Raw genomic sequence first — 19588 nt, forward strand, 5'->3', positions numbered from 1 at the left:
AATAAAATGCACAGTGTGAAAATTTATTCACAACAAAAAAAGCACGGTGAATTTATTTTCACCGTGCTTTTTAAAATTATTTTTATAAAATTATTATTAATTATTCAATATCGTATTCCTGCAATTTATACATTAATGCCCGGCGGCTGATCCCCAGCGCAGATGCGGTATGGGTTTTGTTATTCTGAAATTCCGCCAGGGCGGAAATAATCAGCTCTTTCTCGTAAGCTTTAATATTCTCTTTCAGGTTCAGGCCCGGCTCCTGCGTGACCGGAATCAGTGCCACCGGCTGGCTGCGGACCTGTGCCAGTAACTGCTCCGGCAGATCTTCGGGGAAAATCACATAACCGGTGCTCATAATCACTGCCCGCTCAATCACGTTGGAAATCTCCCGCACATTACCCGGCCACTGGTAGTTCATCAGTAATGCCAGCGTTTCCGGCGCCAGCTCGACAATATCGCGGTTATTTTCCTGACTGAATTTCTGCAGAAAATGGGAAGCCAGCAAACCCACATCCTCCGGCCGCTCACGCAGCGGCGGCAGATTCAGGTGAATGACATTGAGGCGGTAAAACAGATCCTGGCGGAAATACCCTTCCCGCACCCGTTCATGCATATCACGGTTGGTCGCGGCAATAATGCGGATATCCACACGGATAGTTTTACTGCCGCCGACCCGCTCGAATTCTTTCTCCTGCACCACCCGCAGCAGTTTCACCTGTAAATCCGCCGGCATCTCACCGACCTCATCAAGCAGCAGTGTACCGCCGCTGGCGCGTTCAAATAATCCCTGACGCTGTACCTGTGCCCCGGTAAATGCGCCCTTTTCATGGCCGAACAGCTCACTTTCCAGCAGCGAGCCGGGCAGCGCCCCGCAGTTCACTTTAATAAAGGGACCATTGGCTCTTTCGCTGTTGTAATGGATCGCCCGCGCCACCACTTCCTTCCCGGTGCCGCTTTCCCCGGTGATAAGCACTGTCGCCTGACTGCGCGAGACTTTGGCGATATCGCGGCAGATTTCCATCATTTTCGGGTTACGGGTCAGCACCCGTCCCCACTGGTAGCTGTCGCTCAGTTCGCGGTGCAGCAGATTGATTTCCTGTTTCATCTCCTGCAACTGTAATGCACGGGAGATAAGCAGTTTCAGCTCCGTCAGGTCAAAGGGCTTTATCACATAATCAAACGCCCCGAGACGCAGCGCGTCCACTGCGGTTTCCACAGCGGCATAGGCGGTCATCAGAATGACCGGCACTTCCGGGTTCAGCTCCCGCATCCGTTTGAGGGCCTCAATGCCGTCCAGTTTCGGCATACGGATATCCATCAGTACCACATCCGGTTTATCCTGCACAAAGCTTATCAGTGCCGCCTCGCCGTCCTCCGCCACCCGGGTTTCATGACCATCAATAGAAAAGGCGGTCTGTAACATCCGGCAGAGATTCTTTTCATCATCAACTATCAGAAGCCGGTACGATTTATGTGTAATCATTTTTCTTACCCTGCGTTATCGGCAACGTTATGGTGAACGTCGTTCCATGATGTTCCTGACTTTCAAGGAAAATATCACCGCCGTGACCGGCAATGATCCGCTGGCTGATAGCCAGTCCCAGCCCGGTTCCCGAGGCTTTGGTGGTAAAGAACGGGTCAAAAATTTTCTTCTGCAGCGCCGCCGGAATTCCGGTGCCGTCATCGCGGATCACCACCATGACCCGCTGCTCTTCCATGTAACAGGTGGAGATAAAGAGATTGCCTCTGGCCGGAATCGACTGCACCGCGTTTATCATGATATTGAGCAGCACCTGACGCAGCAGCTCGCTGTTGGCCTCAATCAGCGGCAGTGTGTCATCCGGCTCCCAGGTAAAGGTGACCCGCGCTTCCACCCCTTTGGTTTTGACCAGCACCAGGGCTTCCTCAATCAGCCGGTTGACGCTGATCGGGCGGAATGTGCCGGTCTGCGGCCGGGAGAAATCAAGCAGCTGGCGGATGATCCGGTCAATGGAATCCACTTCCTTGAGAATAATACTGATGTATTCCAGTTTATCCGGGTGATTTTCCAGTTCTTTGAGGATCTGCACGAAACCGCTGATCGCCGTCAGCGGGTTACGCACCTCATGGGCCACTCCCGCCATCAGCTCGCCGAGTGTCGCGAGTTTTTCCGCCTGCTGCATACGGCGCTGAACCTCTTTCTGCGCAGTAAGATCTTTAAATATCACCAGCGCGCCGATAAGCTCCCCGCCCGCATTACGGATGCGGCTGGTGCTGACGTTTATCTGAATGGTGCGGTCACGGGCGGGATAGGCAATTTCCAGACTGACGTGCTCAATACCGCGCTTCAGGGTATCGAGAACCGGGCTGGAGAAACTGCGCCCCTCAAAAACATCACCGTAATATTTGCCGTGCAGATCCCGCTCCAGATAGCCGGTTATCTCTTCTGCCGCCGGGTTAATCATGGTGACGCAGCCGTTGATATCCACCGCGATCACACCGTCCGCCGCACTTTCAATAATCAGTTCGTTGAGGGTTTTCATCTCCCGCAGTGTCTGTGCCAGGGCGTTGACGCTGTCGCTGATCTCCCCCATTTCCCCTTTCATCATCGGCAGATGGGTATTGAGATCACGGGAGAGATCACTGAGGCCGCTTTTTATCGCGCCGATATCCCGGCTGAAATGACGGGAAAAGACAATAATAATCAGCAGACTGAACAGGATCCCGAGAGCAATGACAGCGATAATTTTGACATCCATCGCCAGCGCCTGGCGGTCAATATCATCTGTCAGTTCATTCGCCCAGATATAGCCGATCACCTCGCCGTTACGCCTGACCGGAATCATGGCGTTCATAATATTACCGCGCACCTGGCTTCCCCAGCCGACCTCCGGCTCTCCCGTTGCCATCACATGACGGCCGGGGTGATCCTCACTGATTCGGGTGCCGGTTTTGTTACCGTAACGGGCACGCGGAGAATAGGTCACAATACCGTCAAGCTCACGGTGGTAATACCCTGCGCCGACCCCCGGGAAGGTGGAGGTGATAATTTCCGCCGCCGGATACAGCTTTTCGCTGATCAGCGCCAGGCGCTGGTCACGCGGCAGGGATGCGGCAAGGTCATATTCATCATTCAGCGCCTGTTCCAGCAACCCGGCAACAGAATAGAGTTTGTTCCGTTTCTCCTGCAACAACGCGGAACGCCCCTCTGTTTCCACAAAATAACCGATGATAAGTGTCGGTACGGTGACCAGCAGAATAGCCATCAATATGAGTTTGTCACGCAGACTGAATGGATAATATTTATGCAACACAGAAGGCCCGTCTGAAAAGCAGTATGATTCACCAGCATATACAACTGATTAAAAAATATCTTTGCGAACGGTCATAGTTCCGGAATCTCTGTAAAAACAACAGGATAATTGATGATTTAGAATGTTACAGGCAGGAGAAAACAGATAATACGGCAGCAGAGAGGGGATCTGCTGCCGGAACGGTAAAAAATCCTTACTTCACAAACTCACTGGCTTCACGCGCCAGTTTGCCGATGGCTGCCCAGTCTTTTGCTTTGATAAGCGAAGCCGGAACCATCCACGAGCCGCCGCAGGCCACAATCTGCGGGATAGCCAGATAGTCGCGGATATTGTTCAGCCCGATACCACCGGTCGGCATCACCTGTAACTGGTGATACGGCGCCAGCATGGCTTTGATCATCGGAATACCGCCTGACGGCTCCGCCGGGAAGAATTTCACAAAATCGATGCCCAGCTCCAGAGCCTGCTCAACCGCGCTCGGGTTGTTGATCCCCGGAACAATCGGGATATCAATCTGCTGACACGCCTGCACGGTGTTCGGGTTCAGACCGGGAGAGACGACAAACTGCGCCCCGGCGGCTTTCGCCTGACGCACCTGTTCGCGGTTAATCACGGTTCCCGCGCCTACCAGCATATCCGGGCGGGCTTCGCGCAGCAGTTTGATCGCTTCCGCCGCACACTCAGTACGGAAAGTGATTTCCGCCACCGGCAGACCGTTGTCCGCCAGCGCATTGCCTAACGGGATAATATCTTCCGCGTTATCCACGGCGATCACCGGCACAATTTTCAGCTGCCGGAAACGGGTAATCATTGCCTGTAATTCGGACATCTCGTTCTCCTCTTTTCCCGTTAAAACGTGTTATTCAGTAAAGTATCAGTGACCGGGCGGGTCGCCGCCTGCGGGATAATCGCCCCTTTGTGCTGAATCACCACACCCGCAAGCCGGTGGCCCATCCGGGCAGCGCGTTCAATATCCGCGCCGGTCAGCCAGCCCGCCAGGAACCCTGCGTTAAAGGCATCACCGGCAGAGGTGGTATCAACCACCTGTTCAGCCGGGGTGGTGGCAATATTGATGGCCGGTGCGTCAGTGCGCAAATCACGGTAGTCACACCCCTGAGCACCCGCTTTGATAATCGCCTGCTTCACCCCGGCTTTTGCCAGACGGGCAAAGGTGGCATTGCGGTCGCTGTCGCCCCACAGACGTGCTTCATCATCATCAGTAACCAGTGCCATGTCAGTCAGTGCATACATCGCCTGATAACAGTCACGGGTTTCATTTTCATCCGCCCACAGTGCCGGGCGGTAGTTGCTGTCAAACAGAATGGTTTTGCCCTGCTGTGACAGTGTTTTCAGGTCATCCAGCAGTTGCAGCCGGTCTTGCGGCGGCAGAATGGCGAGGCTGATCCCGCTGAGGTAGATGGCATCCATCTGCGCCATCTGTGCCAGCAGCGCCGGGTATTCCGGATGGCGGACAAGATAACGCGCTGCGGAATCATTGCGCCAGTAAAGAAACGTGCGCTCGCCCTGCTCATCCAGCTGGATAAGGTATAACCCCGGCTGATGATGCGGGTCGATCAGTACATGCGCAGTATTGACCCCTTCCGCCTGCCAGCGGCTGATCATGCCTTTACTGAGCGGGTCGGTTCCCATGGCAGAGATAAAATTCACCTCAACGGCGTCTCCGGCCGCGCGGGCCAGATAAACCGCACTGTTCAGGGCATCACCGCCGTAGCGCTGAACCATCTCCCCGAACGGCGCACCGTTGAGTTCAATCATGCACTCGCCGATCAGACCAATGCGTTTCACTGTCATTATTCACCTTTTGCAGCGGAAAAATAACGCTGTGCATTATTGAAGCAGATATCACGCACCATCTGCCCCAGCATATTCTCATCCGCCGGAATTTCACCGTTTACCGCCAGCGTGCCGAGCATATTACACAGAATGCGGCGGAAGTATTCATGACGAGTATAGGACAGGAAACTGCGTGAATCTGTCAGCATCCCGACAAACTGGCTTAACAGTCCCAGTTGTGACAGCTGTTCGAGCTGACGCTGCATGCCGTCTTTCTGGTCGTTGAACCACCAGCCGGAACCGAACTGCACTTTACCTGCGATACCGCCGCCCTGGAAGTTGCCGATCATGGTCGCCAGCACTTCGTTATCACGCGGATTCAGGCAGTAAAGGATGGTGCGCGGCAGTTCATCGGTTTTATCCATTTCATCAAGCAGACGTGAAAGCGGATAAGCCACCGGCGCGTCACCGATGGAATCAAAACCGCTGTCGGCACCGAGCAGCTTAAACATGCGCGTATTGTTGTTACGCAGCGCACCGATGTGCAGCTGCATCACCCAGCCGCGTTTCGCATACTGCTTTCCGAGCCAGACCAGCACCGCCGTTGCGAACTGCGCGGTGGCGGTTTCATCAGGGATTTCCCCGGCGAGACGTTTCTGCAGAATCGCATCCAGCACCGATTCATCCGGTACCGGTGCGTAGCGCAGGATCTCAATACCGTGGTCAGAGGCAACACAACCATGCTGCGCAAAGTGTGCCAGACGGCGTTCCAGCGCGGTCAGCAGGTCGCTGAAACGGCGGATATCCACATCGGCACTCTGTCCGAGCTTCGCGATATAGTCCGTGAAGCCGTCCAGTTCAATTTTAAAAGCGCGATCCGGACGCCAGCTCGGACGCACTTCAATATCAAAGCTGTCATCCTGTGCAATCTGCCGGTGGTATTCCAGCGAATCTGCCGGGTCATCTGTTGTGCCGACCATATGCACATTCATCTGCTGCATAATGCCGCATGAGGAAAATTCCGGCTGTGCCAGTTTTTCATTGGCTTCATCCCAGATGCTCTGCGCCGTTTCCGGCCCGAACACTTTGCCGGAGATACCGAACGGGCGGCGCAGTTCCAGATGTGTCCAGTGATAAAGCGGGTTACCCAGGGTCATCGGCACGGTTTTTGCCCACGCCTGATATTTTTCATAATCACTGCTGTCGCGCCCGGTGATAAGCTGCTCCGGGATCCCCGCCGAACGCATGCCGCGCCATTTGTAGTGATCCCCTTCCAGCCAGATCTGCCCGAGGTTATCAAAACGGCGGTTTTCCGCGATTTCACGCGGATTCAGGTGGCAGTGATAATCATAGATTGGCATGTCCGCCGCGTAGTCATGATAAAGACGGCAGGCAATGTCGCTGTGCAGTAAAAAATCTTCGCAAAGAAACTGTTTCATAAACTCTCCGGGATTACAGTGCGGCAACGGCCTGACGGGCACCGACATCAAGTAACTGCTGATACGCGCGCTTCACCGCATCAACAAAGCCCTGCTGTTTCGGCAGCTCGTTACCGAAAATGGATTCAATTGCCAGCAGCTCATCCACCACCGCCACAGACAGGCCGTGTTTTGCGTAGATTGCCGCGAAGGTTTCTGCCAGCGGGTCACGCACATCGATTTTATTGCCCTGTTCATCGGTGCCGCTGACATAACGCATCCAGCCCGCCACGCCCAGTACCAGATGGCGGTAATCACTGCCGTCCGCGATATGCTGTGCGACCGGGTCCAGCAGACGCTGCGGAAGCTTCTGGCTGCCGTCCATCGCAATCTGCCATGTCTGGTGTTTCAGGGACGGATTGGTAAAGCGGTCAATCAGGTTATCCGCATAGGCGACCAGGTCGGTTTCTTCCGGCATGGTGAGGGTCGGCGCCTGTTCATCCAGCATCAGTGCACGGGCAGCTTTGCGGTAATCCGGGTTGGTCATGGTATCGGAAATATGGGCATAACCGCCGAGATAGCCGAGATACGCCAGGAAGGAGTGACTGCCGTTGAGCATCCGCAGCTTCATTAATTCAAACGGCACCACATCCTGCACAAACTGCGCACCGGCGCAATCCCACTCAGGACGGCCGTTGACAAAATTATCTTCAATCACCCACTGACGGAACGGCTCACAGGCGATAGCACAGTTATCCTCTGTTCCCAGAAGCTGCGCGATTTCCGCCAGTGTTTCCGGGGTGGCCGCCGGAACAATACGGTCAACCATCGTGCACGGGAAAGTAACATTGGCTTCAATCCACGCCGCCAGCGCCGGATCCTGTAACCGCGCCAGGCCGAGTACGGCTTCACGGGCAACATGACCATTCTCACGGACGTTGTCACAGGAGAGCACAGTAAACGGCGGCAGACCGCGTTCACGACGGCGTTTCAGTGCTGCAGTGATGTAGCCGATAGCAGAGCGCGGGGTCTCCGGTGTGGCCAGATCCTGTTTAATCAGTGCATTTTCCGGGTCAAGCTGCCCGGTCGCCGGATCGGTGCAGTAGCCTTTTTCGGTCACAGTCAGGGAAACAATACTGACATCCGGAGACGCCATTTTCTCAATCACCGCATCAATACCGTCGATCAGCGGGTGCATCGCTTCCTTCATTGAACCAATAATTTTCAGCTCTGTTTTATCCGCCCCTTTCTCCGCCACGGTATACAGCATGGACTGGGCTTTCAGCCCTTCGATCAGTGCCGCATCCTGTGCCGACATCAGGTTAACTTCGCAGTAACCCCAGTCGCTGTCTGTTTTTTCTAATACGTGATGGGTATACAGCGCCTGATGTGCGCGGTGAAACGCGCCGCAGCCGAGGTGAACAATACGGGTGGTGAGACGATCAGTCGTCCAGTCAGGACGCGTTGCGGTGATGTCCGCAGTGACAAGATTCTTTTCCATTACAGGCTCCCGGGGAGCAGGCTGCGGGAGAGATCCCGCAGCCCGGCAGGTACAAAGGTATGAGATATTATTTTGTATAGAATGCGCGGTGAATACCCATTTCCAGACCACGGATTTCAGCCAGCCCTTTCAGACGGCCGATGGCGGAATAGCCCGGGTTGGTTTTTTTCTTCAGGTCATCCAGCATCTGATGACCGTGATCCGGACGCATCGGGATCAGAGACTCAGAGCCGCTCTCACGGCGGCGGTTCTCTTCGGCGGCAACCGCGCTGATCACATTATACATATCCACATCACCGGCCAGATGCGCCGCTTCGTGGAAGGTATTCGGGTTTTCTTCACGCATGGTTGAACGCAGATGCAGGAAGTAAATCCGCGGACCAAAGGTCTGAATCATATTGACCAGGTCGTTGTCAGCACGCACGCCGTAAGAACCGGTGCACATGGTGTAACCGTTGGCATCACTGTTGACGGTATCCGCCATCCACTGCATATCTTCAATCGTGGAGACAATGCGCGGCAGGCCGAGGATAGGACGCGGAGGATCATCAGGATGCACAGCCATTTTCAGGCCGCACTCTTCAGCCACCGGAATGATTTTATTCAGGAAATACGCAAAGTGCTCACGTAATTTCGCTTTATCGATACCGGCGTAACGTTTCAGGTGCTGGCGGAATTGTTCAAGTGTATAGCCTTCTTCCGCACCCGGAAGACCGGCAATAATATTGTTTATCAGTTTTTGTTTTTCGTCATCCCGCATCGTTTCAAAGCGGGTTTTGGCCTGCGCCAGTTCTTCTGCGGTGTAGTCCTGCTCAGCCCCTTCGCGCTGTAAGAGGTAAATTTCGAACACCGCAAATTCAATCTGATCAAAACGTAATGCTTTTGAGCCGTCCGGCAGCTCATATTCCAGGTCAGTACGGGTCCAGTCGAGAACCGGCATGAAGTTGTAGCAGACAGTATAAATCCCGCAGGCGGCGAGGTTACGCAGCGATTGCTGATAGTTGGCAATCCATTTTTCATACTCACCGGTCTGTGTTTTGATGTCTTCGTGGATAGGCACACTCTCAACCACGGTCCATTCCAGATGGTTAGCTTCAATCAGCGCCTTGCGCTTCTGAATTTCGTCTGTGGTCCAGACTTCACCGTTCGGGATATGGTGCAGCGCTGTCACGATACCGGTAGCGCCCGCCTGACGAATATCAGATAAAGTAACCGGATCTGCCGGTCCGTACCAACGCCAAGTTTGTTTCATACTAAACCTCGTTTATGCTCCGCGAATATCATCACTGTGTATTTGGTTGACCAATTAAATCCCCGGTGTGGCGAGTATTGCTGTCAAACCTTGCTGTCACGTGTACAGCGTTGTCATCTTCCTATCAACACAGAGAGACGTCAAGCCTGAAAACAATATTGGTCAACCAATATCACATTTTGTTTTATGATTAATTTATTGTTTTTACTGTAAATAAAAATACATCAACGAAAAGTGCGTTTTTGTTACTTTCATTTCACTAAATCGGTAAACCAAAACGGTCACTCATCCGGCAGGGCAGATGAGTGACAACACAGGTATTACGATGGTGTATAGTTCAGGACTAACTCAGGCAGCCACAGGCTGAGCTGAGGGAAATAGGTCACCACCGCCAGCGCCGCAATCAGTGCGATATACATCGGCACCAGTGGTTTCAGGACTTTATCAATACTGACGCCGCCCACGGAACACCCGACAAACAGTGCGCTGCCGACCGGCGGGGTACAGATACCGATAGCCAGGTTGAATGTCATGATGATCCCGAAGTGTACCGGGTCAATCCCCATATCCATGGCGACAGGCAGGAAAATCGGGGTGAAAATCAGCACCGCCGGCGTCATATCCATAAAGATACCGACAATCAGCAGGATGATGTTAATGACCAGCAGGATAGTCAGCGCATTATCGGAAATCGCCATCAGACCGTCAGCAATCAGATACGGCAGATCCGCGTTCGCCATCGCCCATGACATCCCCATGGAGGCACCGATCAGGAGCAGCACGATAGAAGTCGTCACTGCCGATTCCAGAATAATTTTCGGCAGGCGGCTGAAACTGACTTCACGATAAATAATCACGGCCAGAACAAAGCTGTAGATCACGGCAATCGCGGATGCTTCTGTCGCGGTAAAGATACCGGCGATAATCCCGCCCATAATCACCACGATCAGCATCAGTGACGGAACAGCTTTCCAGACGGTTGAGAAAAACTCATTCCATGTCGGGCGCGGTGCAACCGGATAACCGCGTTTTTTCGCGATAATCCCGGAAACGATCATCAGAGACAGCCCCATCAGGATGCCCGGAATATACCCGGCCAGGAACAGCGCGGCAATCGACGTACCACCGGAAACCAGCGAGTAAACAATCAGCGTGTTGCTCGGCGGGATCAGCAGACCTGACGGGCAGGACGCAATATTCACCGCAGCGGACAGTTCCGGGTCATACCCCTCTTTTTTCTGCATCGGGGACATGGTGCCGCCGACCGCAGCCGCAGAAGCCACAGCAGAACCGGAAATCGCACCAAACAGCATGTTCGCCATGATATTCACGTGCAGCAGTGAGCCCGGCAGACGACCGCCGATCACTTTTGCCACATTAATCAGCCGGGCTGCGATACCGCCCTGGTTCATAATGTTACCGGCCAGAATAAAGAACGGGATCGCCAGCAGCGAGAAGTTATCCACCCCTGCCGCCATACGCTGGGCGACAACGGTAATCGCGGAGTCGAGCGGCAGCGTCATGGCTATCGCCACTAACGATGACAGGCCGATAGCGAAGGAAACCGGAACACTGAGAACCAGCAGAAACGCAAAGGTGCCGAAGAGCGCGGCAATCACATACCAATCCATAATTAACCTCTCATCGCACCATTAATGGCTGTCAGTCAGTTCAGTATTTGCTGAACCCGGCTGAAAGAGTGAAAAGATATCAACCAGTGCATACATAATCATCAGTAAGCCGCTGATTGGTAAACAGAGATAGATGTAACCCATCTGCCAGCCCAGTGCCGGGGTGATCTGACCGCTTTCCAGTGTGGAAGAGACCAGTGTGCTGCCGCCGTACACCAGCACAATGCCTGCAAAGGCAATAATGGCAATCTGGATAAATAAACTGACAAACTGCTTTCTTGCACCTGACAGTTTCATAACGAGAAGATCAATCGCGAGGTGCCGGTGTTGTCCTGTGGTGTAAGCCGCACCAATCATGGCGACCCACATAAAAAGGTAACGGGCGAGTTCATCAGTAATGGTACTCGGGGAGCTGAGGATATAGCGGGATAACACCTGCCATGTCACACAGAACACCAGGAATGCTGATAAACAGATAGTAAAAACAGCAAGCCCTTTATTAATCAGCGCTACAAGGTTTTTCATTGGCCTTGTCCTTGTTTTTATTTTGGTTAACCAATTTGGCAACTGTCACACCAAATACAAATTTTGCTGTTCGAGCATAGTCTATCCCGCTGAAAACAGTGAGTGACGGTGATCACATTATGATTTGGTTAACCAGAGATTGGGGTTATTTTGTGATAGTGGTCAACCAATGAAGGTTTACCTTTTGACCACTTAGTGACTTGTGATTAAGGTGAGACAACATAATAAGAAGCTCATTTTCCTCCGGAGAACCCTAACGTGAAAAACAGCAAACGTATCCTCAGCACTGTTATCGGCGCGGTATTTGCTCTCAGCGCTACCCAGGCTTTCGCCGCCACCACGCTGAAACTCAGCCATAACCAGAACCGTGATCATGCTGTTCACAAAGCCATGACACAGTTTGCGGATGACGTAAAAACCAAAACAAACGGTGACGTCCGCATCCGTATCTACCCGGACGCGCAATTGGGCAACCAGCGTGAATCCATGGAATTAATGCAGAACGGTGCACTGGATATCGTCAAATCCAATGCTGCTGAACTGGAAGCTTTCTCACCGGCTTACTCCGTCTTTAACCTGCCTTACCTGTTCCGTGACAAACCACACTACGAAAAAATTATCTACGGTGATATCGGACAGGAGATCCTCGACTCCAGCAAAGACAGCGGGTTTGTCGGTCTGACTTACTATGATGCGGGCGCGCGCAGCTTCTATGCCAAGAAACCTATCCGCACACCGGACGATCTGAAAGGTCTGAAAATCCGCGTACAGCCGAGCCCGACGGCTATCTCAATGGTAAAAGCACTCGGCGGTAACCCGACCCCGCTGGCTTACGGTGAACTCTATACCGCCTTACAGCAGGGCGTGGTGGATGCGGCAGAGAACAATATCCCGTCCTATACACTGAGCCGTCACAGCGAAGTCACCAAATTCTTCTCTCTGGATGAGCATACAATGGTGCCGGATGTGCTGGTGATGTCGACCAAATCACTGGATAAGCTGACACCGGAACAGCAGGAAATTGTGAAGCAGGCAGCCAAAGACTCCGCACAGACAATGGCGAAACTCTGGGAAGCCTCAGAAAAAGAAGAACGTGCGAAAGTTGAGAAGCAGGGTATTGAATTTATCACCGTAGATAAAGTCACCTTCCAGGATGCGGTAAAACCGATGTATGACGATATTGCCAAGTCCAACCCTGAGTTATCCAAAATGGCAGATCGTATCCGCGACGTGAAATAATCTTCGTTGCACCTCTCAGATAAACCACCCTGTATTACCAATATTGGGTGGTTTATTTTATATTATAGTCATCAAAATCATTTTTGGTTGACCAATATCTGGTAAACTGACTCCGATTTCATTTTATTTATGGCACCACAGATGACTCAATTTATCGAATCAAAACGTCCTTATCAGGAAGTTGGCCACGCATTGCGTCAGATGATCACCAATATGCACTATGCTGTGGGTGATAAGCTTCCTCCTGAGCGCGAAATTGCTGAGATGCTCAGTGTGTCCCGTACCGTGGTACGCGAGGCACTTATTATGCTGGAACTGGAAAACCTGATAGAGGTCCGTAAAGGATCCGGTATCTATATTACTGACCTGCCGCATCAGAAAGACGGTTATACGGATAACGGTTCGCTCAATGCCGCCGGTCCGTTTGAGCTGTTACAGGCGCGGCAGCTGCTGGAAAGCAATATCGCGGAATTTGCCGCCACCCAGGCCACACCGGTGGATATCGCCAATATGCGCAGTGCCCTGCAGCGGGAACGCGACGAACTGAAAACCGGGGAAGATGAAACCGGCGACCGCGAGTTTCACCTGGCCATCGCGCAGGCGACCCATAACAGCATGCTGGTGGAGTTACTGAAACAATCCTGGGCATGGCGGGAAAACAACCCGATGTGGCTGAAGCTGCATACGCGCATCACCAATAAAGATTACCGCAAAGAGTGGATGACCGATCACCAGGTGATCCTCGCCGCCATGATTAAGAAAGACCCGGCGGCGGCCAAAGAAGCCATGTGGCAGCATCTGGAAAATGTAAAACAGCGCCTGCTGGAGCTGTCGGATGTCGATGACCCGGACTTTGATGGTTATCTGTTCAATTCCTATCCTGTTGACCTGGTGCGGAACTGATCCCCCTGCACACCTTTTTTACTCTCAGACACCAGAAACCGGGCAAAATCAACCCGGTTTTTTTGACCGTAAAATAAAAATAATAACCTTATTATTCATAGTGTGATTCACCTCTCATTCATATAAAACATGCAATTATCTGATATATAACACTTATTTTATAACAGAGAAATTTATTCTCTGCCGTCTGCGACAGCGGAATTTTTTTAGAAAATTTTTTCTGACTACCTGTGCCACTATCCGGCCATTACAATAACCATTAAATATTCATCGCATATTTTACAGGACACCAACTATGAGTAAGAAAATTGCCACTGTGCTGATCCACGGCGGACAGCAGCAGGATAAAGTAAACCATGCTATTTTCCCGGCGATCACCACCGCCAGTACGTTTGTGCAGACCAGCCTGAGCGAACACGGCGAATATGCCTATTCCCGCGTCAGTAACCCGACCCGCCACGCCTATGAAACACTGCTGGCCGATGTCGAGGAAGGTACTTACGCCACCGCGACCGCCTCCGGTGTGGCGGCTGCGGCACTGGTGCTGAATATCTTCCCGCAGGGCTCCCATATTATTGCGATGAAAGGCGTGTACGGCGGGACATTCCGTCTGTTTGAGCGCGTGGCAAAAGAGAACTGCGGCCACGAGTTCGATTATGTTGATCTCAATGATTTAGCCGCAGTACGCAGCAAAATCAAAGACAATACCCGCATGATCTGGATAGAAAGCCCGACCAACCCGTTACTGGAACTGGTTGATATTGAAGCCATCTGCGGACTGGCCAGAGAACACAATATCGTAACCTGCATCGATAACACCTTCGCGACACCGTGGAACCAGAAGCCCCTGACCATGGGTGCGGATCTGATCATGGTCTCCTCCAGTAAATATATCGGTGGTCACTCTGACTTGATCGGCGGCGCGGTGATCACCAACCGTGACGATCTCGCGGAAAGACTGAATTTCCTGAAAACCACCACCGGCGCGATTGCCTCTCCGTTTGATGCTTATCTCGCTCTGCGCGGCCTGAAAACCCTGGCACTGCGGATGGCGGCACAATGCAGCAATGCACAGGCCGTGGCGGAATTCCTGTCCGGTCACGACAAGATTGAAAAAGTATTTTATCCGGGCCTGAAAGATCATCCGCAATATGAGTTATGCAAAAAACAGATGCGCACCGGCGGTGCCGTGGTCACTATTCAGCTGAAAGGTGGCCTCGCAGAAACCGAAGCATTTGTGAAAAAACTGCGCTATTTTGTGCTCGCTGAATCGCTGGGCGGCGTGGAAAGCATGGTGAATCACTCCGCGACCATGTCCCACGGCTCCATGACCCGCGAAGAGCGCGAATCCATCGGTGTTTTTGACAGCACACTGCGTTTGTCTGTCGGCATCGAAGATATCGGCGATTTACTGGCTGATTTACAGCAGGCTCTGGCCTGACACAGCATCACTACCACAATAATAAAAGAGAAAGCGTATGCAGGACTATGGTATCTGGACGGTCATTACCCCGGTCGTCACAATTATTCTGGCCATCTGTACCCGTCAGGTGATTTTATCACTGCTGATCGGGATACTTGTCGGCTTTACTGTTATTCATGATCACAACCTCTTACTGGGGATCCGCGCGACCCTCGAAGGGATTATTGATGTCTTTAAATCATCAGGAAACGCCAAAACCATCATCTTTATGCTGATGATTGGCGGGATTATGCGGCTGGTCGTGGTGACCGGCGGTGTACGGGCGCTTGTCCGCCTGCTGACCAACAAAACGCAGATCATCAAAGGCCGCAAAGGTGTTCAGCTGCTGGCGGTGATTATCACGTCGCTGATTTTTATCGAAAGCTCGATTAACCAGCTGGTTTCCGGTGCTTCCACCAAAGCGCTGGCAAAAAAATACGGCGTGCCGCCGGAGAAAATGTCTTACATCATCCAGACCGCCTGTGTGTCTGTCTGTTCTTCCGCCATGATCAACGGCTGGGGTGCGGCAATGATGGGCGTTATCGGTGTGCAGATCTCTCAGGGGCTGATCACCGGCGAACCGTTTGATATCCTGGCACATTCCATGGTTTACAACATCATGGCCTGGTTCTCACTCGCCAGCATTCTGTTCTATATCTTCAGCAATGTCTCCTGGGGACCGATGCGCAAAGCAGAAATGCGTGCGCAGGCACTCATCAGCTCTGCGGATGTGATCACCGGTACGCCGGAAGAAACGCACGACGAGCCGGAAGATGATAAAGACATTATCGATCATCCGAACTGCCATACTTCACTGAACTTCTTTATCCCGATCCTCTCCACCATTCTGATGGTGCCGGTCGCGCTGTATATCACCGGTGACGGCGAGTTCAGCAAAGGCAGTGGTTCCACCTCGGTTTACTGGGGCGTAATGTTCGGGACGGCGGTGTCATTTGTCTGGTTCCTGGCGCGCCGCGTGATGAATGTCGATACCTTCTTTAAAGAGCTCTATATCGGCTATGCCAATATGATTAAAATCAGCTCGGTGATGATCCTCGCCTTCCTGATGGGCTCTGTCTCTTCCGACCTTAACACCGGTGCCTATATTGCTCAGGTGACATCAGGGGTTATCGCGCCGGGCTTCTCTGTCGGCTTTATCTTCCTGATCAGTGCCATTATGTCACTGGCGACCGGCACCTCCTGGGGTACATTCGCCATCATGATCCCGATTGGTGTGCAGCTGGGTCTGTCTGTCGGTATGCCGCCGGAATATATGATTGGTGCGGCTATCGCCGGGTCTATCTTTGGTGATATGACCTCCCCTATCTCCAGTGATGCGATCGTGGCATCGATGGCGACAGACTGTGACCATATTGAGCATATCCGTACCCAGATGCCGTATGCGGTATTAACCGCGAGTTTTGCGCTGGCCGTCTATCTCTGGTTAGGATTCACCTACTGAGTATGACTGCGAATTCAATAAGGAAATGATATGTCTTCTTCTGTAAACACTGCCGGGGCAACCCGGCTGCAACAGACACTGGCGCAGTTCAGTAAGCTTAATCTGCTCAGCGGTGTCACGCCGCTGAATAAACTGAATAATCTCTCCCGCCTGCTGGGACGGGAGATTTACATCAAACGTGATGATCTGACACCGCTGGCGGCAGGCGGCAACAAGCTGCGCAAACTGGAATTCCTGATGGCGGATGCCCTGGAAAAAGGCGCACAGTTTATTGTCACTGCCGGAGCCATTCAGTCCAACCACGTCCGCCAGACAGCGGCTGTTGCGGCAATGTACGGCCTGAAATGTGTGGCGCTGCTGGAAAACCCGATCGGCAGTCAGGAAGCCAATTTTCTGAATAACGGCAACAAGCTGCTGACGGATTTATTTGGCACACACTGTGTGATGTGTGATGCCCTGACTGACCCGGATGCGCAGATGCAGGCACTGATCAACCATATGCAGCTCAGTGATGCGTATATCGTGCCGGTCGGCGGCTCCAATATGCTGGGTTCCCTCGGCTATGCGGAGTGCGCCATGGAAATCGTGCAGCAGACACCGGAAGGCACAGAATTCGGTGCTGTCGTGGTCGCCTCCGGCAGCGCCGGAACACACGCCGGGCTGTCTGCCGGATTACAGCTGGTGATGCCGCAGACCCCGGTTATCGGTGTCACCGTATCGCGGGTATATGCTGACCAGGCGCCGAAAGTGGTTAAACTGCAAAACGAACTGGCACAGCTGTTTGATATTGAAACACCGGCACCGATTGTGCTGTGGGACAGCTATTTTGCCCCGGAATACGGCATGCCGAATGCCGGCGGGCTGGAAGCCATTGAACTGCTGGCGCGTCACGAAGGTATTTTGCTGGATCCGGTTTACACCGGTAAAGCCATGGCCGGGCTGATTGACCAGGTTCGCAGACACCCGGAAGATACTTCACCACTTCTGTTTGTGCACACCGGCGGTGCCGCCGGACTGTTCGCTTATCAGGAAGTGAGCGCAGCAATATAAAGCTGTCCGCCATAATATTATAATTTACAGATAACATCTGACAGATACCGGCAATATCCCCTGTTCCGGTATCTGTTATTTCCCGCCTCTCTGATAATACCTCTCATTTCCGGAAAAAATCACACATCAAATTCCGATGTAAATCATTATTCAGGCCGATAAAAAATCATTTCCTGTGTTCTTTTTTAAAAAAAATACGCGTGTGAGATGTAAGTAAATAATGCATATCCTTCCCGTTTTTTTTTCATTTATTATTCCGTAACATACTGATATTCATTACATTATTATAAATTATTTTTATTACCCTTCATTACAAATGGAATAAAACAAACCAAATACAATAAAAATGCACATAAAAATCAAAAGATTATAACCAGAACTCTAAACGCAATAGTTTGAAACATCAGATTACACAGAGATACACCGCAGGGTATTCTCAATACATTATTTCGATATACTCATTCCGTGAGTGATTCAGAAAAGCTCATATATCTATAAATTAAACCAGACAACCAGTAATCAGCAGAAAAAAATAATCTTCAACTCCGGATAATGAAAATTGTATTTATCATTGCCAGAATTTTTTCTGCCTTTATTTATTATTGTTTCGCATATAACACCACGATTTCATTTTTATTCAGCTGACACTGAATAATAAAAAACTCATTTAAATAAGGTTTAAGATGAAAAAATCTTTAATTGGTAACTCATTAATTTCTGCATTACTTGCCGGTACTGCCATGAGTGCATCCGCAGTTGATCAGACAGGTACAATTTCCTTTAAAGGCTTTATTTATAATGCCACCTGTTCGATTGATCTTAACGATACTAACTCTCCTAATGTTGATGTGTTAATGGGTCGTTATCCGACCAGTGCATTTACAGAAACCGGCACTATGGTTGGCGGAAAAGATGGCTACGGTGAACTGAATATTTCATTAACAGACTGCCCGGATCAGGGAAAAGTAAAATTACAGTTACATGGTAAACCAAAAGATGGTGATAACGAGCTGTTAGAATTAGATAACCCGAACGCAAGTACAACGGCTAAAAATATTGCTGTCCTTATATTTGAGAATGGCGATACCAATAATGACCCTGTTGTGATTGATGGCTCAAAAACAGAGGAATATAACGTATCTTCCAGTGCATCATGGAAGGGAAGTTATACCGCATACTACTACAGCACAGCTGACGATGTTGAAGCCGGCCAGGCGGATGCAACGCTGAATTATACGCTCTCATATAATTAATATTTATGCGCAGATGAAATACTCTGCGCGCCCTCACTATAATAAAATAACTAAGGCTTAATCATGTTCACTAAAACAAACATTCTCTCTGCTTGTGCATTACTTCTTTTGGTATCAGAAAGCTATGCCGGTTTTGGTTTAGAAACAACCCGCGTTATTTATCATGAAAAAAATAACAGCGAGGGTGTTGTTGCCTTTAATACCGACAAAGGCAGAAATTATCTTTTGCAGTCATGGGTTGAAGATAAAGCAGGAAATGTCAGCCCTGATTTTGTTTCAACACCACCACTCGTCAAATTACGGGCTGAAAAAAAGAATACATTACAGATCACAAAAGTGGCGTCATTACCGGCTGACAGAGAGTCTCTTTACTGGCTGAATGTTAAGTTTGTGGCGCCGAGTGAGGAAGGCCAGGAAAACGTTCTGCGCTACTCGATGACCAACAGAATAAAAATCCTGTATCGTCCGGCGGCTCTCGATAACAGCCGTGATATTGAAATCTATGCGAATAAGTTAGACTGGTCTGTTTCAGGTAACCGCCTTACGGTTAATAACAGCACGCCTTATTATGTAAATATTTCAAAAATCACCGTCAACAACCAGGAAGTAAAACTACCTGCCGGATATATATCGCCTAAATCGGTGGAAACAATAACTGTCCCGCAGGCAATTAAAGCACCTGCAAATGTAAAACTGACATACATAAATGATTACGGTAAAGCCGTTGAATTAAGTTATTCTGCTAAATAACAGATGATAATGATGATGAAAAAATATCATAATAAAAACCATTTTATGTCAT

At 51.0% G+C, this 19588-nt stretch carries 16 protein-coding genes; 7 read left to right on the forward strand and 9 right to left on the reverse strand.

Going from position 1 to position 19588, the window contains the following annotated elements; all coding sequences use genetic code 11:
* Nucleotides 1-100: 100 nt before the first annotated feature.
* The 9 genes from atoC to X965_RS12620 form a co-directional block, all read right to left on the reverse strand.
* Entirely contained in the window at nucleotides 101-1486 is a 1386-nt protein-coding gene (gene atoC, locus X965_RS12580) for an acetoacetate metabolism transcriptional regulator AtoC (RefSeq protein WP_036418263.1), read from the reverse strand.
* Nucleotides 1473-3293 (reverse strand): two-component system sensor histidine kinase AtoS, encoded by a 1821-nt coding sequence (atoS, locus tag X965_RS12585; protein ID WP_032098645.1) that lies wholly within the window; start codon nucleotides 3291-3293, stop codon nucleotides 1473-1475. Before atoS ends, atoC begins: the two co-directional genes overlap by 14 nt.
* 196 nt (nucleotides 3294-3489) lie before the next feature.
* Nucleotides 3490-4125, reverse strand: a complete 636-nt coding sequence (locus X965_RS12590; RefSeq protein WP_004237933.1) for a bifunctional 4-hydroxy-2-oxoglutarate aldolase/2-dehydro-3-deoxy-phosphogluconate aldolase — start codon at nucleotides 4123-4125, stop codon at nucleotides 3490-3492.
* Between the two features lie 20 nt (nucleotides 4126-4145).
* On the reverse strand, nucleotides 4146-5108 hold the full coding sequence (locus X965_RS12595; protein WP_004904639.1) for a sugar kinase: 963 nt from the start codon (nucleotides 5106-5108) through the stop codon (nucleotides 4146-4148).
* Nucleotides 5108-6529: a glucuronate isomerase gene (gene uxaC / locus X965_RS12600; protein WP_036418264.1), complete on the reverse strand. Its 1422-nt coding sequence runs from the start codon at nucleotides 6527-6529 to the stop codon at nucleotides 5108-5110. The genes X965_RS12595 and uxaC overlap by 1 nt, the downstream gene beginning before the upstream one ends.
* 13 nt (nucleotides 6530-6542) lie before the next feature.
* Nucleotides 6543-8009 (reverse strand): fructuronate reductase, encoded by a 1467-nt coding sequence (locus X965_RS12605; RefSeq protein ID WP_036418265.1) that lies wholly within the window; start codon nucleotides 8007-8009, stop codon nucleotides 6543-6545.
* Between the two features lie 67 nt (nucleotides 8010-8076).
* Complete coding sequence (uxuA, locus tag X965_RS12610; RefSeq protein WP_004237929.1) at nucleotides 8077-9261, reverse strand: mannonate dehydratase; 1185 nt, start codon at nucleotides 9259-9261, stop codon at nucleotides 8077-8079.
* 320 nt (nucleotides 9262-9581) lie between these two features.
* Nucleotides 9582-10892: a TRAP transporter large permease gene (locus X965_RS12615; RefSeq protein WP_004237928.1), complete on the reverse strand. Its 1311-nt coding sequence runs from the start codon at nucleotides 10890-10892 to the stop codon at nucleotides 9582-9584.
* Between the two features lie 21 nt (nucleotides 10893-10913).
* A complete protein-coding gene (locus X965_RS12620) occupies nucleotides 10914-11417 on the reverse strand; it encodes a TRAP transporter small permease (protein WP_004237927.1) in 504 nt (167 codons plus the stop codon).
* 258 nt (nucleotides 11418-11675) lie between these two features.
* On the opposite strand from X965_RS12620, the gene X965_RS12625 reads away from it, so the two are divergent.
* The 7 genes from X965_RS12625 (at nucleotide 11676) to X965_RS12655 (ending at nucleotide 19536) form a co-directional block, all read left to right on the forward strand.
* Nucleotides 11676-12656: a TRAP transporter substrate-binding protein gene (locus tag X965_RS12625; protein WP_032098618.1), complete on the forward strand. Its 981-nt coding sequence runs from the start codon at nucleotides 11676-11678 to the stop codon at nucleotides 12654-12656.
* Between the two features lie 141 nt (nucleotides 12657-12797).
* Nucleotides 12798-13559, forward strand: coding sequence for an FCD domain-containing protein (locus tag X965_RS12630; protein ID WP_370597971.1), 762 nt, complete (start codon nucleotides 12798-12800; stop codon nucleotides 13557-13559).
* Nucleotides 13560-13854: 295 nt separating this feature from the next.
* Entirely contained in the window at nucleotides 13855-15000 is a 1146-nt protein-coding gene (locus X965_RS12635; RefSeq protein WP_004237924.1) for a PLP-dependent aspartate aminotransferase family protein, read from the forward strand.
* A gap of 37 nt (nucleotides 15001-15037) precedes the next feature.
* Nucleotides 15038-16483, forward strand: coding sequence for a Na+/H+ antiporter NhaC family protein (locus tag X965_RS12640; RefSeq protein WP_004904626.1), 1446 nt, complete (start codon nucleotides 15038-15040; stop codon nucleotides 16481-16483).
* Nucleotides 16484-16513: 30 nt separating this feature from the next.
* Nucleotides 16514-17533: a D-cysteine desulfhydrase gene (locus tag X965_RS12645; RefSeq protein ID WP_004237922.1), complete on the forward strand. Its 1020-nt coding sequence runs from the start codon at nucleotides 16514-16516 to the stop codon at nucleotides 17531-17533.
* 683 nt (nucleotides 17534-18216) lie between these two features.
* Complete coding sequence (locus tag X965_RS12650; RefSeq protein WP_036418269.1) at nucleotides 18217-18786, forward strand: fimbrial protein; 570 nt, start codon at nucleotides 18217-18219, stop codon at nucleotides 18784-18786.
* A 63-nt stretch (nucleotides 18787-18849) separates the two neighbouring features.
* Complete coding sequence (locus X965_RS12655; RefSeq protein ID WP_036418271.1) at nucleotides 18850-19536, forward strand: molecular chaperone; 687 nt, start codon at nucleotides 18850-18852, stop codon at nucleotides 19534-19536.
* Nucleotides 19537-19588 lie beyond the last annotated feature (52 nt).

This window comes from Morganella sp. EGD-HP17 (assembly GCF_000512315.2).
Classification (GTDB): Bacteria; Pseudomonadota; Gammaproteobacteria; order Enterobacterales; family Enterobacteriaceae; genus Morganella; species Morganella morganii.

What these genes read in the sequence shown, in the direction of transcription:
- atoC (WP_036418263.1), bottom strand. Translation starts at nt 1,486, where the DNA reads ATGATTACACATAAATCGTACCGGCTTCTGATAGTTGATGATGAAAAG.
- X965_RS12590 (WP_004237933.1), bottom strand. Translation starts at nt 4,125, where the DNA reads ATGTCCGAATTACAGGCAATGATTACCCGTTTCCGGCAGCTGAAAATT.
- X965_RS12595 (WP_004904639.1), bottom strand. Translation starts at nt 5,108, where the DNA reads ATGACAGTGAAACGCATTGGTCTGATCGGCGAGTGCATGATTGAACTC.
- uxaC (WP_036418264.1), bottom strand. Translation starts at nt 6,529, where the DNA reads ATGAAACAGTTTCTTTGCGAAGATTTTTTACTGCACAGCGACATTGCC.
- X965_RS12605 (WP_036418265.1), bottom strand. Translation starts at nt 8,009, where the DNA reads ATGGAAAAGAATCTTGTCACTGCGGACATCACCGCAACGCGTCCTGAC.
- uxuA (WP_004237929.1), bottom strand. Translation starts at nt 9,261, where the DNA reads ATGAAACAAACTTGGCGTTGGTACGGACCGGCAGATCCGGTTACTTTA.
- X965_RS12615 (WP_004237928.1), bottom strand. Translation starts at nt 10,892, where the DNA reads ATGGATTGGTATGTGATTGCCGCGCTCTTCGGCACCTTTGCGTTTCTG.
- X965_RS12620 (WP_004237927.1), bottom strand. Translation starts at nt 11,417, where the DNA reads ATGAAAAACCTTGTAGCGCTGATTAATAAAGGGCTTGCTGTTTTTACT.
- X965_RS12630 (WP_370597971.1), top strand. Translation starts at nt 12,798, where the DNA reads ATGACTCAATTTATCGAATCAAAACGTCCTTATCAGGAAGTTGGCCAC.
- X965_RS12635 (WP_004237924.1), top strand. Translation starts at nt 13,855, where the DNA reads ATGAGTAAGAAAATTGCCACTGTGCTGATCCACGGCGGACAGCAGCAG.
- X965_RS12640 (WP_004904626.1), top strand. Translation starts at nt 15,038, where the DNA reads ATGCAGGACTATGGTATCTGGACGGTCATTACCCCGGTCGTCACAATT.
- X965_RS12645 (WP_004237922.1), top strand. Translation starts at nt 16,514, where the DNA reads ATGTCTTCTTCTGTAAACACTGCCGGGGCAACCCGGCTGCAACAGACA.
- X965_RS12650 (WP_036418269.1), top strand. Translation starts at nt 18,217, where the DNA reads ATGAAAAAATCTTTAATTGGTAACTCATTAATTTCTGCATTACTTGCC.
- X965_RS12655 (WP_036418271.1), top strand. Translation starts at nt 18,850, where the DNA reads ATGTTCACTAAAACAAACATTCTCTCTGCTTGTGCATTACTTCTTTTG.